Here is a 13,828-nt window from a genome sequence, read left to right on the forward strand (position 1 = left end):
CGAGAGGGAAACACTTCCCTCTCGTTTATTCTTCAAATGGCCATTTAGGCAACATATTTTTTAATGGCTTATCTTGTCGTCTTCCCAATACATAATCTGCTTGCATAATAGTATGAATTTCGCGAGTCCCTTCATAAATGACTGGTGCTTTGGAGTTTCTTAAATAACGGGCAACTGGATACTCGTCTGAATAGCCATAGGCTCCATGAATCTGTACCGCATCATCCGCAGCCTTATTCGCAAAATCACAAGACTGCCATTTTGCCAATGATGTCTCTCGAGTATTTCGAACACCTTTATTTTTCAATTCTCCAACTCGATAGACAAGGAGACGACTCATTTGATAGCCTGCTTCCATATTAGCAATCATTTGTCCAACAAGCTGATGCTCACCAATAGGTTTACCAAATGTCTCCCGTTCATGGCAGTATTTCACACTAGCCTCTATGCAAGCTTGGATCAAACCAACAGCACCTGCTGCTACTGTAAATCGACCATTATCTAGCGCAGACATGGCAATTTTGAAACCCTCGCCCTCTTCACCAAGTCGGTTTTCAATTGGCACGCGTAAATCTTCAAAAAAGAGCTCACCTGTATTACCAGCACGAATACCATATTTTCCTTTAATCGCTTTAGATGTAAAACCAGCCATGGAACGTTCTACAATAAACGCACTAATTCCATGATGTTTCTTCGATTTGTCTGTATAGGCAAATACGATAAAGTTGTCTGCAATATCACATAAGGAGATCCACGTTTTTTGCCCATTGAGGATATAATGATCTCCATCACGGACAGCAGTTGTTGACATAGCAGCTACATCAGACCCAGCCCCAGGTTCTGTGAGACCAAAAGCTCCAATCCGTACACCTTTAGCTTGCGGAACAAGGTATCGCTGCTTTTGCTCTTCAGTCCCCCACTGCATTAAGGTCATGCTATTTAAACCTGTATGGACAGATACGGCTGTACGAAATGCCGTATCTCCCCGTTCAAGCTCCTCACATACGATAGCAAGTGCATTATAATCCATGCCACTACCTCCGTATTGTTCAGGAACACAAACCCCCATTAAGCCAAGCTCAGCAAGTCTGGACCAAATTTTAGCATCAAAGCCACCTTCAGCATCCCATTTTGCAATATAGGGAATGATTTCCTCATCAACAAACTGTCTTACTGTTTTTCTTAGCATTTCCTGTTCAGTGGACATTTCAAAGTTCATGGTCAGCACCTACCATTTCACAATCATAGCAGACTTATGTGATGTCTCTTTAATGACCACACCTCGTTTAGCCATCTCTTCAATATACGTATCACCTGGCACGATTGCTTCAGGCGGGAATACACCATGCTCTGTAATAGCACCGGCACCAATCATCTGAGCAACAACTGAAATCGTATTTGCCGTAGCACGTGCCATAGCTGTTTCATTAATAGTCATATCTTTACGTACAACCATTTCATATTCATATGTCACCTGCTGTTGGGCCTTTTCACCTGCTACAATAACACGTAACAATACAGCATCAGGTTTTGAGCCCAATTCAAGCTTCTTTTTGAGAGCCTCTCGTACGACTGCACGAACAGGCACTTCTTGATTATCCACTTCTACCTTATTCGCAGAATCAAGGAAGCCCAAGTCTGCTAAAAGTTTAAATTTCTCAGCATGGCCTTTATAACGGATGGTTTTATATTCTAATGTGCGGACATTTGGGAATGTCTTATACAATGTGGAGATACCACCAGATGTATAAAATGCCTCAAGCACACCGAAATCATCAAAATAAATAGGTTCAACGCCTGATAGGGATGGAACTTCTTCAAGCTTGCCCTTCTGTATCGTTTTTGAAGGCTCAGTATAATGATCGAAAACGCCATCTAAAGAAAATACGCGTGTATAATGAAGCGGAGGCTTTGGCTCAGTTGGAATACCACCAACAAATAGTTTAATAGATTCTACTTCGTCTAATTTTGAAGCACCATAGCCCGCTAGAATATTGATCATGCCGGGAGCAACACCTAGGTCAGGAATGATTGTAACACCTTTTGCCTTTGCTTCCTCATGTAAATCTAATATCTTCTCTGTAACGCCACCGATATGACCACCTAAATCAACGGAATGAACGCCTGCCTCAATAGCTGCTCTTGCTACTCGTTCATTGAACGAATAAAACAATGCATTGACGGCAACATCCCCCTTCGAAATAACGTTCATTAATGAATCGTCACGTTCTGCGTGTAGTTCTACCACTTCTACCTTATCTGTATCTAGCGTATCTACAAAGTCCTGTGCAACTTTTACATCGATATCACCTAAATACACGCGCTCCACTTTATCGTTTTTTATTAAATCACGAGCTACCTCTTTCCCCATTAAACCTGCACCTAATACAACAACTTTCATCAAGAACATCCCCTTTCGTTGATCTGTTACTCTGTATCGATTTGTGCTCTTTGTAATTTACCGCTGTAGTCTACATAAATACTCTTCCACTCTGTGTATACATCTAGGGCTGCTACACCTGAATCACGGTGTCCATTTCCTGTCCCTTTAGTACCTCCGAATGGCAAATGAATTTCAGCACCTGTTGTGCCAGCATTTACATAAACAATACCTGTATCTAAATCACGTTGTGCGCGAAAAATTGTATTGACATCTTGTGAGAATATTGAGCTAGATAAGCCAAATTTCACACCATTATTTACTTCAATTGCTTCTTCCAAACTTGCCACTTCAATTAGAGATACGACTGGACCAAAGATTTCTTCTTGAGCAATAATCATGTCAGGCTTCACATTTGTAAACAATGTTGGCTCATAATAGAACCCCTTATCATAAGGTGGTTCATTTAGTATCCTGCCACCTGCTAATAATGTAGCACCCTCTTGTTTACCTATCTGTACATAGTGATTAATTTTTTCCAATGCTGCTTTATTAATCACTGGCCCGATTTTTACTCCCTCATCTAGACCATCCCCAATTGTGAGCTTTTGCATTTCATCTAAGAGACGTTTCTCTAATTGTTCTTTTACATCTTTATGCACAATGACTCGGCTACATGCTGTACACCTTTGCCCAGCAGTACCAAATGCGCTCCATAAAATCCCTTCTGTAGCTAGCTGTAAATCAGCATCATTCATGACAATAACAGCATTTTTTCCACCCATCTCTAAAGAAACCTTTTTCAAATGCTTCCCGCCAAGCTCAGCTACTTTACTGCCTGTTGTTGTAGAACCCGTAAACGAAATAACCTTGACGTCAGGATGTTCAATTAATGCTGTGCCTACTGTAGGTCCTGTACCAAATACGATATTAGCGACACCATCTGGTAAGCCTACTTCCTCAAAGATTTTACCCATTTCATAGGCCATCATTGGAGTCTCATTAGACGGTTTCCAAATGAATGTATTCCCTGCAACAATGGCAGGAAATGACTTCCACGTGGCGATAGCAACAGGGAAATTCCAAGGTGTAATGAGTGCTACAACGCCTATAGGTGCCCTTACACTCATAGCAAATTTATTGGCAAGCTCAGACGGTGTTGTTTCACCAAACAATCTACGTCCTTCACCAGCCATATAGTATGCCATATCAATTCCTTCTTGAACTTCTCCTCTAGCCTCTTCAATGACCTTGCCCATCTCTTTTGTTAAAACGGTCGCCAAATGTTCTTTTTTCTCTTTCATTTTTTGACCGATGGCATATAAATAATCTGCACGTTTTGGTGCTGGTATAAGTGCCCAGCTCTTTTGTGCTTGTTTAGCAACAGCTACAGCCTCACCTACCTCGTTCGAAGTAGAGCGCGGAATGGTAGCAAGCTGCTCACCGTTTGCAGGGTTCGTCACTGCTATACTTTGTAAATGTGAATGTGTGATCCATTTACCACCGATATAGTTTTTAATCTCCACTACATACACCCCCTGAAATACTCTATGATGCCTCAGCTGTTGTACCAGTCGTATTCCATAGGTATAAGTCTATGAATTTAACCAGAATCCTTTTCGCCTTAGGATAATTGTGTCCGAGTAGTGGAGTGTGCTTGCACGTTTCACTATTCGTGACAGCTACCAGTGGCTTTATCTCCATACAATCAATAGGTGATCCCCACCAAAACAATAAATATCTCATTAGGAATCTTGGATGAACGGAGATAAAATATGTCAAAATTCCGAATTTTCAATATACACCACACCTTGTAATACTAGCATTTCAATAATAATCGGTGACAACTGCCAGAGGCTTTATTTCCACTTAACTTCCTTACCTCAATATAGAGGATGACTTCTGAATTTAGAAGCCTCTTAAGGTTATGTATATTCACAATACCCTTAGTTAAATGAAAATAAATAATACACATTCTAGTTTTTTATATTCGACATTTTCTAACTAATTCCCTTTTTTTCTAAAATATTTAATTTTCTATTGAAACCAATGTAGCTTATAATCGTATACAATATCATTAAATTTATTTTTGGAGGAATCCCTTTATGAATAATCATGAAATTGACTACAAGTTATTTGGTGACGACATGCAATATGTGCAAGTTGAGCTTGACCCTCAGGAAACAGTTGTTGCAGAAGCAGGAGCGTTAATGATGATGGATGATTCGATCCATATGGAAACTATTTTTGGTGACGGCTCACGAGGTGGCTCACAAAGTGGTCTAATGGGTAAATTATTAGGTGCCGGAAAACGCCTAATAACAGGCGAGAGCTTATTCATGACAACATTCACAAACGTTGGCTCAGGTAAGAAGCATGTTTATTTCGCATCACCATACCCTGGGAAGATTATTCCGATGGATTTAAGCCAATTAAATGGTAAAATTATCTGTCAAAAAGATGCCTTCTTAGCTGCTGCTAAAGGGGTCTCTGTAGGCGTTGAATTTCAGAAAAAAATTGGAGTAGGCTTCTTCGGTGGTGAAGGCTTCATTATGCAAAAGCTAGAAGGTGACGGCATGGCGTTTGTTCATGCAGGAGGAGCCATTCATGAAAAAACATTACAACCAGGTGAAGTTTTACGTGTGGATACAGGATGTCTTGTAGCAATGACATCCAATGTAGATTACGATATTGAAATGGTTGGAGGCGTAAAAACAGCCCTGTTTGGAGGCGAAGGAATCTTCTTTGCTACATTACGTGGTCCTGGAACAGTGTGGGTACAATCATTACCATTTAGCCGTTTAGCCAGTCGTGTCTTTGCAGCTGCACCTATTTCGCAAGGTGGCGGCGGTCAATCTAAAGGTGAAGGCGGTATCGGTGGCTTATTCGATTTATTCAATAGATAAAAAATGGAGCATATCTTTCACCGATATGCTCCTCTTTTTAATCAATTCGATTGGATATTGCCTTTCCTTGTCCATAAGCAGTCAAAGCTTTTACATTTAACATGAGCATAGCCGTTCTCGTTTCTAATGACGCGCTACCGATATGTGGCAGAGCTACTACATTTGGAAGTGTTAATAAAGGATGATCCATCGCAATTGGCTCTTGTTCAAACACATCTAGTCCTGCAGCCCAAAGCTTCCCATTTTTAAGAACATCGTACAGCGCATCCTCATCAATAATTCCACCCCGTGAGGCATTAATTAATACCGCATCTTCTTTCATCAAAGCAAGTTCCTTTGCACCAATGAGCCCTTCCGTATCACTATTATAAGGTGTCATAATCACAACAAAATCAGATTGCTTTAATAGATCCTCCAGCGAAACATACTGAAAGCCATACATTTCTTCTGCTTCATGACGACGTCTGCGATTATTATACAAAATTTTCATATCAAACCCTTTTGCTCTTCTAGCAACAGCTTGGCCAATTCTTCCCATGCCAATAATGCCAATTGTGGCTCCTGAAACATCCTTGCCAACCAGTTGCATTGGATACCAGCTTTTCCATTTGCCCTCACGTAAATATCTTTCACTTTCTGGAATTCTACGAGCAGTTGCAAGCAGTAAGCCAAATACTAAATCCGCAGTTGTATTAGTTAGAACTCCAGGCGTATTTGTCGCCATAATGCCTCGTTTTTTTAAAGCCTTCACATCGATATTATTATATCCAACTGCTAAATTCGTCACTAATTTTAAGTTGGGGGCATGCGAAAGTAATACTTCATCTACTTGGTCAGCTATCGTTACCCACAGTACCTCACAGTCAGCGACAGCTGTGAGCAATTTTTCACGTGGAATCACAATTTCTTCCTCATCCCATTGTGAGATTTCATAAAACTCCTGTAGCAGTTCAACAATATGTGTAGGAAACTTACGTGTTATAAATAATTTCTTTTTCATGCTCCAAACACCCCTCTACTCAATTCCCTAATTCGCCTATAGCGTAACACTTAAAACAAGCATTTTCTAGGGGTTTTGTAATCTTCCTCTTTCTATAAAATTTGTTATTAGCTAATTCATCAGCCTATTAGTTGATTTATCCATAAAATAAGACCTTTTATCCTAATTCACATACTAAAAAACTATGCATAGATAGTATGCATAGCTATGTTTCTTTTAAAACTCTCTTATTGTTGTATTTAAGCGATTAGCCACCCCCGCTAATTCTTCCGAAGATTCACCAATCGATTCAATAATAGTAGCTAATTCAGATACTTGATTATCGACTTTTTGGAAATTTGAGATCGAATTTTCTACAGAGCCAGAAATCGCATCAAAAGCTTTTAGAGATTCAGCATTACGTTCGATACTACTATTTACAAGCTCCTGTATGTCCTGAATAGCTTGTACAACTTGTGTTGTGATACCATTTGACGTCATGATTAACTCAGCAATCTGTTCAACAGAACTTTTCGTTTGATCCGCAAGTTTGCGTACTTCGTTTGCAACAACTGCAAAGCCTTTACCATGCTCACCAGCACGTGCCGCCTCAATTGCAGAGTTTAACGCAAGTAAATTTGTTTGCCCAGAAATACTTTTCACAATTTCTACAACGGCATTTATTTTCGAAGAGGATGCATCTAATTGCTCCACCATATTTGCCATTTCTACGGTCTTATGATGAATCTTCCCTGTTTGCTCATTAATAGATATTATTTTAGTATAGCCTTCACTAGACACTTTTTGCATTGATTCTGCTTCATACATACTTTCCTTCAAAGAAACGTTGACACGCTTTGCGCTATATACAAGTTCTGTTACTGTTTCAGTCGTAGTTTGTGATTGAACCTCTAATTGTGTAGAAATTCCGCCTATAACATCCTTTACATGGTCCCTAACATTATTGCGTTGTGTTTCAATTAGTATACTTGCATAGCTATCATATTCTTCTAAAACGATTTGTTGTTCAAAATTACATATTTTACTGATAGCATCACAAAACTTCTCTTCTTCGCCCTTTGGTAATCGTAGTTCATAGACTATTTTGCGAAGTGATTTCTCAAGTATTTGAAATGCAGCTAAATACCATTTCGGATATAAATTAATCTTTACATGCATTTTTGCCACACGTCTTCGCTTCTCTAAAAAGGCTTCATCTATTCGCCCCTCAAACATTTCAATAATATGATGACGTAATGTCTGACGTAAACGTTCGCTGGAGCTATGTGATTGAATGACCTTTTGTAAGGTAGGAACACTTTCTATTGCATGATAAAATGCCACTACCACTTCTACTACATTTCTTTCTACATATGGTTTTAAACTATTAATCAGCTGAAGATCATGCACACTTAACCCTACAAGATTTAATTGTAGTAAACGGTCTGGATCTTCTATAAAAATACCGATTGTTGTTTCATTGCTTATTTCAATTGTACTTTTCTTAGATCTATTGATAAGTTGAAACATTTTCTCCACCTCATATATTTAATCATATACCTTACTAAGTCTATATTCCTACTTTTTATAAAAAAACAACAAATAATTAGACACTTTATGTATCAATTATAATCTCAAAACATCTAAATGAACAATATGTAGGTAAATGTTGTCTAATATTATTATAATTTGCTATTAATTTATGCCGCAACATGATTCTTTATACTCATTATTTCTCACTTTATTGAAAAAACGGATGGATGATTCAATAATTTTAACGCAAAAAAAGCCACTGCTTCTTGAAGAAGAAGCGTGACTTATTGTTTACATGAAAATGATAACGCAAAGAACTGCGGCTAAAACTAAACGATAAATGGCAAAAGGCATTAATTTTACCTTTGAAATAAGCGCTAAGAAAAACTTAATGGACAGTAATGCAAAGACGAACGAACTAATAAATCCTACAGCATAAAAGCCAAAATAGTCCATTGATAAAGTATCCCAGTTTTTCAAAACGGATACGAGGCTAGCTCCTGCCATGATTGGCACAGCCATAATGAATGTAAAATCGGCTGCAACACGGTGACTCATACCAAATAGTACCCCACCTGAAATCGTTGCACCTGAACGAGAAAAACCTGGCCATAGAGATAGGCATTGTACAAGTCCTACCTTAAATGCTAAACCATAAGAAATCTTATCTAAAGAATCTACTTTTGGTTTTCTCGGTGCCAACTTATCTGCAGCAATCATGAGAATTGCTCCTGCCACGAGTGCATAAACAACATGCTCTACTTTAAAAAGATGGTCGTCAATAAAATCCTTGAATGCAAAACCTAAGACAACTGCTGGTAGCATACCAACAATAACATGCAATAAGTTAAAGCGGCCATTTATGGACTTAGCTTGACCTTCAATTTTATATAAACCAACTAAGCTTAACATACGTTTCCACATAACTACAATAACCGCTAATATGGAACCAAGTTGTACAACAATTTTAAATGTGTTGGCAGGATATTTCCCTAAAAACTCCTCAGTCTTTAACCACATATCATCCACGATAATCATATGCCCCGTAGAAGATACTGGTGCAAATTCTGTCATACCCTCGACAAAGCCTAATATTAATGCTTTTAATAACTCTATAATTTCCACCATGTCACCTTACCTTTTTTAATCAAATACCCACTTATTATAAAATACTACGTTTTTATATACTACTGCCATTTCACCTAAGAAGCCGATTGTTAGATTATCACATACTATTTAAATGTTATATCTACTACCCAAAGCTCTGATCTACTGCCAATTCGCATCGGTGGGCCCCAGAAGCCATAGCCTGATGAAACAAGTGTATGCATCTGTTCCTTCAACTTATAACCATAATCCAGTTCAAATACACGAGCTGTTATAAATTGATTCGGCCACAGTTGTCCCTTGTGTGTATGACCAGACATATGTAAATCAACGCCCATTTCAGAAGGCGTGATCAAGTCGTCAGGTGTATGATTCATTACAAGCCATGGTAAATTAGCAGAAGGCTTTAGTACCTCAAGTGGTTTTCTTTCTTTATTCGTTCTGTCCTCTTGCCCTGTTAATATAAACGCATCTTCTATAAAAATTGTTTCATCTAGGAGCATTTTCACATTGGCATTTTCCATTTCCTTAATAAATTCAGGAATTTTTTTGCCATAATATTCATGGTTACCTACTATACCATATGTTCCATATGTAGATGTTAATTGCTTCATGACATCTGCCATACCCTCTTGAACAAACCATTTAGGGTCATCGTCCACAATATCCCCAGCTAACAACACGATATCTGGTTGTGCTTCATTAGCTAAACTTACAAAACGTTGTAAATGTCGTTTATGTGATAAAACACCTAAGTGAAAATCAGATGCTACAACAGCTCTTAGTGTGTTTAACTCACTATCTTGTTTATCAACAGTTATTTCTAAATGACGAACGACTGGAGAGTAGGCTAAATAGGAGCCAATGATACTTAACAAGAATAGGATTGCTACTGCTATACTACCTATTATTTGCACATTTTTAAAAGGCGTGAGCCAAATAATGAATTGTGCAACTAAACATAGCAATAAGCCATATTCAAAGATAAACATCCAATAATTACTGATTACAGAAAACACTCGTAATGACTCGTGTAATCTTCCGATTATAATACTAAAAGCAACAATATACAGCAATATCCAAAATAATACTGGAAAACGAAACCACCCCATTGCTACAAGCCACTGCTTTACTCCCCACCCTAAATAGAAAGTCAAAGCACTATAAATACTAATTAAAAGAACAGCGCCGATTACTTTTGGCATAACCAAGTCCTCTACTTTCTTTCTATAATTTAATTGATTATACCATTATACTTATCAATCATATTGCTTATAGCACTTGAATAATCTTCTAGAGAAAGTGGGAACTTGTCCATTTATTCTATGACAAATTTAAGTTTACCTTTTCATTTCATTCGTTACTCTCGTTTTACATGACATTTCACTGTATATAGATGACATTTTCGTCATTTACATACTAAACGCCACTTTTATTTTCTCATTTCTTCCAGTAACATAGTAGGTGAACGAGCAAATTCGCGTATTTACGAAGAAAAAGGGGTGCTATTTCAAATGACACGATATAAATTTGAAACAACAGAGCATGAGCTATTTCGCAAAACCTTTCGTAAGTTTTTAGCTGAAGAAGCTGAACCGCATTATGCACAGTGGGAAAAGGATCATCTTATTCCGCTTTCTTTTTGGCGTAAGCTTGGTGATATGGGTTATCTTTGTCCACAAGTAGAAGAACAATATGGCGGACTAGGCTTGGATTTCAGCTTTGGCGTCATCATACAAGAAGAACTTGAACGTATAGGCTCAAGTCTTATCGGGGTTGGCCTGCATAATGATATTGTTGTCCCGTATATCGAAGCATATGGTACACACGAACAAAAATCTCGTTGGCTGCCAAAATGTGTTACAGGCGACTATATAACAGCTATTGCAATGACGGAACCAGGTACAGGATCAGACTTGGCAAATATCAAAACGTCAGCCATTCGTGATGGGGACCATTATATTGTAAATGGTCAAAAAACCTTTATAACAAATGGCATCCATACAAACTTAGCAGTTGTCGCAGTAAAAACAAATCCTCAGGCTGAGAAAAAACATCGTGGTATTAGCCTACTTGTTATTGAAGAAGGCACACCTGGCTTTACAAAAGGAAGACAGCTCGAAAAAGTTGGTATGCATGCCCAAGATACAGCTGAACTCTATTTTGAAGATTGTCGAGTACCTGTTCAAAACCTACTTGGCGAAGAAGGCAAGGGCTTTCATTATATGATGGAAAAACTGCAGCAAGAGCGATTAGCAGTAGCGATTGCCGCACAAACAGCCGCTGAGGATATGCTTACGCTAACACTAGACTATGTGAAATCACGTCAGGCTTTTGGCAAAACAATTGGTGACTTCCAAAATACACAATTTAAAATAGCTGAAATGGCTACTAAAATCGAGCTTGGTAAATCATTTTTGGAATCATTGATTGAAGAGCATATTGCAGGCAATGATGTTGTGACAAAAGTTTCTATGGCAAAATACTGGATTACCGAAAATGCACGTGACCTTGCTACGCAATGTATGCAATTGCATGGTGGCTATGGCTATATGGAGGAATATAAGATTGCTAGAAGATATAGAGATATACCTGTTATGTCGATCTATGCGGGTACTAATGAAGTCATGAAGGTTATTATCGCCAAAAATTTAGGCCTATAATAAAAAAGGCGGCAGAAGTTTGCCGCCCTTTTACCATTAAACTGCTGGAATTCGAACGATTACTTTAAATAAATCGCCATCTACATCAATGCTCATTCTTGCTCCATGTAAATCGACAATGGATTGTGCAATGGCTAATCCAAGCCCTGAGCCCTCTGTATGACGTGAGGCATCTGCACGTTTAAAGCGTTCAAATAACTCCTCAGCATCTTCACTAATTTCATACTTTGCTACATTTTTCACCGTAAATTCAGCATCGCCATCTGCCGTACGCTTAAATGTCACATAAACACGCGTTCCCTCTAGCGCATACTTCAACACATTGACAATTAAATTATCAATAAGTCTCCACCATTTTTGACCATCCACATATGCAAAGATTGGATCATGAGGCATGGTCATTCGTAAATCTAGTTGTGACTGTGTTAAATCCTCTTTATGCTCCCCTACAGCTTGTTGGATAAGCTGTGTTAAATCTACTCGACTGCGGTGAAGTTCAATATTACCACTAGCCATTTTCGATACTTCAAAAAGGTCTTCAATCAGCACTTTTAAACGTTCAGACTTTTTATCCAGTATATGGATGTATTGTTTCCGTTCTTCCTCTGTAATATTTGGCTTCTTCAGTAAATCAGTATACGTAATTATAGAGGTTAAAGGAGTACGTAAATCATGACTCACATTTGTAATCAGCTCTGTTTTTAACCGCTCACTTTTCGCCTGCTCATGCATGGACGTACGCACACCTTCTCGTAAATGATTGAGGTTTTCTGCATGACCTGCAAGCGGAGATTTACCTTTTACCTTTACATCACGATTTAAACGTCCTTCAGCCATGTCCTTCGTATCTTTCATAATACGGTTTAAATAACCCATTCTTGATAGGAAAACAATCATAGCAGGAAATCCTATAAACATACAAATGCCAAGTACAAGGACTGGAAAAGCTCCGCCTCCTATCATGGTAGCAACAAGGCTACCACCTCCAAAGAAGGCTGCGGCTAGCATTACAATTGAATGTAATGCGATCGAACGATTAATAAATAAGTCAGTCAACGAATCCCCAAGTGACCATAAATAGCTCGATTTCACATTTTCCTCTAGCTTATTCAAAGTATTTACTCTTGTATACAACCAAATTAATTGCACGAAGAAAGCACTACCAATTACCATTAAAACAACTATTTTAAAGCCAATATCGAGTATAAAACGGACATAATTATAATTATAAACAGAATTATATTCAATAGATTCAAAAACAACCTGGGCTGAAATGAAATACATAAGGCTCGTTATTAACAAAAGAATAATTTGTACATCGATTTTATACTTTGTTAAAAGATCTTTTTCCTTCATACTCGTAACTATCTGTAATAAGTCTTTACGCCCCCTCCATACTAAGACGGCCATTAAAATACTTGTGAGCCAAATAAAGTAATGAGTATATTGATTGCGTTGAAACTGTTGAAATTGTTGATATCCTCCCCGTATAACATCTTCTGACATAGCTGCTTTTTTTGAAATAGCTATTACACCTGTATATTCAGCTGTTTCGTAAAGATCATCTACATTCACGTATGTTTCGGTATTGTAAAAAATATCTCTTAAATTCTCACTGATATTCCATGCATATAGCGGTTTTCGATCAGTATACTTAATTTTATAGGCACTACTTTCGGTAACATCACCTGCACGGTACGTTTTACCAGTTTCTGTATTGGTCAACTCATAAGACCAATAGTCGTAGTTTTTTCCAAAGTTTTTGGAATCACCTTTTGCGGCTTTAATATATTTATCAATGAGGGCTTCCTTTTCAGCAAGAATCTTTTTTCTTACATGCTCATCATCTTCAAAATTTGCTGTAATATCTTTAATTTTATTATCACGTTCAGACACTAGCTTTGTCTTTAATTCTGTTGCATTGGCATCTATAGCTTCCTGAATACGTTGTTCGTATTGTGCCTTAATATTATCGATTTGCTGTCCTAATGTACCATAATAATTACGATGATCTTCTATTTCAGTTTGAGTAATCTCAATTTTATTTTTCAATTCCTCTGCATTTGGTACATTAATTACTAACGGTCCTAGTTCTGCCGTGAAATTATCGATTTCATGTTGGAAATTTTCCGAATCAAAATATGATTTACCAATATACTGATAGCCCACATTATAAAAAGTAAAGACACCGAAAATTGTCCAAATTAAACACATTAATACGAGAAGAGATTTCCACTTTTTTACCATCCTTTTTTACACT

10 protein-coding genes are annotated in these 13,828 nt (G+C 37.9%); 2 read left to right on the top strand and 8 right to left on the bottom strand.

The window, feature by feature from the left end; translation table 11 throughout:
* Positions 1-25 precede the first annotated feature (25 nt).
* From QH639_RS25910 to QH639_RS25920, 3 genes are read right to left on the bottom strand one after another with little or no spacing between them, the layout of a single operon-like run.
* Entirely contained in the window at positions 26-1,219 is a 1,194-nt protein-coding gene (locus QH639_RS25910; RefSeq protein WP_237899183.1) for an acyl-CoA dehydrogenase family protein, read from the bottom strand.
* Positions 1,220-1,228: 9 nt separating this feature from the next.
* Positions 1,229-2,401 carry a saccharopine dehydrogenase family protein gene (locus QH639_RS25915; RefSeq protein WP_131520695.1) on the bottom strand — a complete coding sequence of 391 codons (1,173 nt, stop codon included), beginning with the start codon at positions 2,399-2,401 and terminating at the stop codon, positions 1,229-1,231.
* Positions 2,402-2,427: 26 nt separating this feature from the next.
* Complete coding sequence (locus QH639_RS25920; RefSeq protein WP_004229708.1) at positions 2,428-3,906, bottom strand: aldehyde dehydrogenase family protein; 1,479 nt, start codon at positions 3,904-3,906, stop codon at positions 2,428-2,430.
* Positions 3,907-4,485: 579 nt separating this feature from the next.
* Between QH639_RS25920 and QH639_RS25925 the strand changes: the two genes are divergently transcribed.
* Positions 4,486-5,286 (top strand): TIGR00266 family protein, encoded by an 801-nt coding sequence (locus tag QH639_RS25925; RefSeq protein WP_004229711.1) that lies wholly within the window; start codon positions 4,486-4,488, stop codon positions 5,284-5,286.
* Positions 5,287-5,323: 37 nt separating this feature from the next.
* On the opposite strand, the gene QH639_RS25930 is transcribed toward QH639_RS25925, so the two are convergent.
* The 4 genes from QH639_RS25930 to QH639_RS25945 form a co-directional block, all read right to left on the bottom strand.
* Positions 5,324-6,286, bottom strand: coding sequence for a 2-hydroxyacid dehydrogenase (locus QH639_RS25930; RefSeq protein WP_281115469.1), 963 nt, complete (start codon positions 6,284-6,286; stop codon positions 5,324-5,326).
* 216 nt (positions 6,287-6,502) lie between these two features.
* Positions 6,503-7,795 carry a globin-coupled sensor protein gene (locus QH639_RS25935; protein WP_131520693.1) on the bottom strand — a complete coding sequence of 431 codons (1,293 nt, stop codon included), beginning with the start codon at positions 7,793-7,795 and terminating at the stop codon, positions 6,503-6,505.
* A 294-nt stretch (positions 7,796-8,089) separates the two neighbouring features.
* Positions 8,090-8,926 carry an undecaprenyl-diphosphate phosphatase gene (locus QH639_RS25940; RefSeq protein ID WP_175400802.1) on the bottom strand — a complete coding sequence of 279 codons (837 nt, stop codon included), beginning with the start codon at positions 8,924-8,926 and terminating at the stop codon, positions 8,090-8,092.
* Positions 8,927-9,030: 104 nt separating this feature from the next.
* Positions 9,031-10,110: a metallophosphoesterase gene (locus QH639_RS25945; protein ID WP_237899177.1), complete on the bottom strand. Its 1,080-nt coding sequence runs from the start codon at positions 10,108-10,110 to the stop codon at positions 9,031-9,033.
* 309 nt (positions 10,111-10,419) lie between these two features.
* Between QH639_RS25945 and QH639_RS25950 the strand changes: the two genes are divergently transcribed.
* Positions 10,420-11,568 carry an acyl-CoA dehydrogenase family protein gene (locus QH639_RS25950; protein ID WP_004229727.1) on the top strand — a complete coding sequence of 383 codons (1,149 nt, stop codon included), beginning with the start codon at positions 10,420-10,422 and terminating at the stop codon, positions 11,566-11,568.
* Positions 11,569-11,604: 36 nt separating this feature from the next.
* Here QH639_RS25950 and QH639_RS25955 read toward each other — a convergent pair whose 3' ends face one another.
* Positions 11,605-13,815, bottom strand: coding sequence for a sensor histidine kinase (locus QH639_RS25955; RefSeq protein ID WP_281115470.1), 2,211 nt, complete (start codon positions 13,813-13,815; stop codon positions 11,605-11,607).
* Positions 13,816-13,828: the final 13 nt, after the last annotated feature.

Source organism: Lysinibacillus sp. 1 U-2021 (genome assembly GCF_029916965.1).
Taxonomy (GTDB): domain Bacteria; phylum Bacillota; class Bacilli; order Bacillales_A; family Planococcaceae; genus Lysinibacillus; species Lysinibacillus capsici.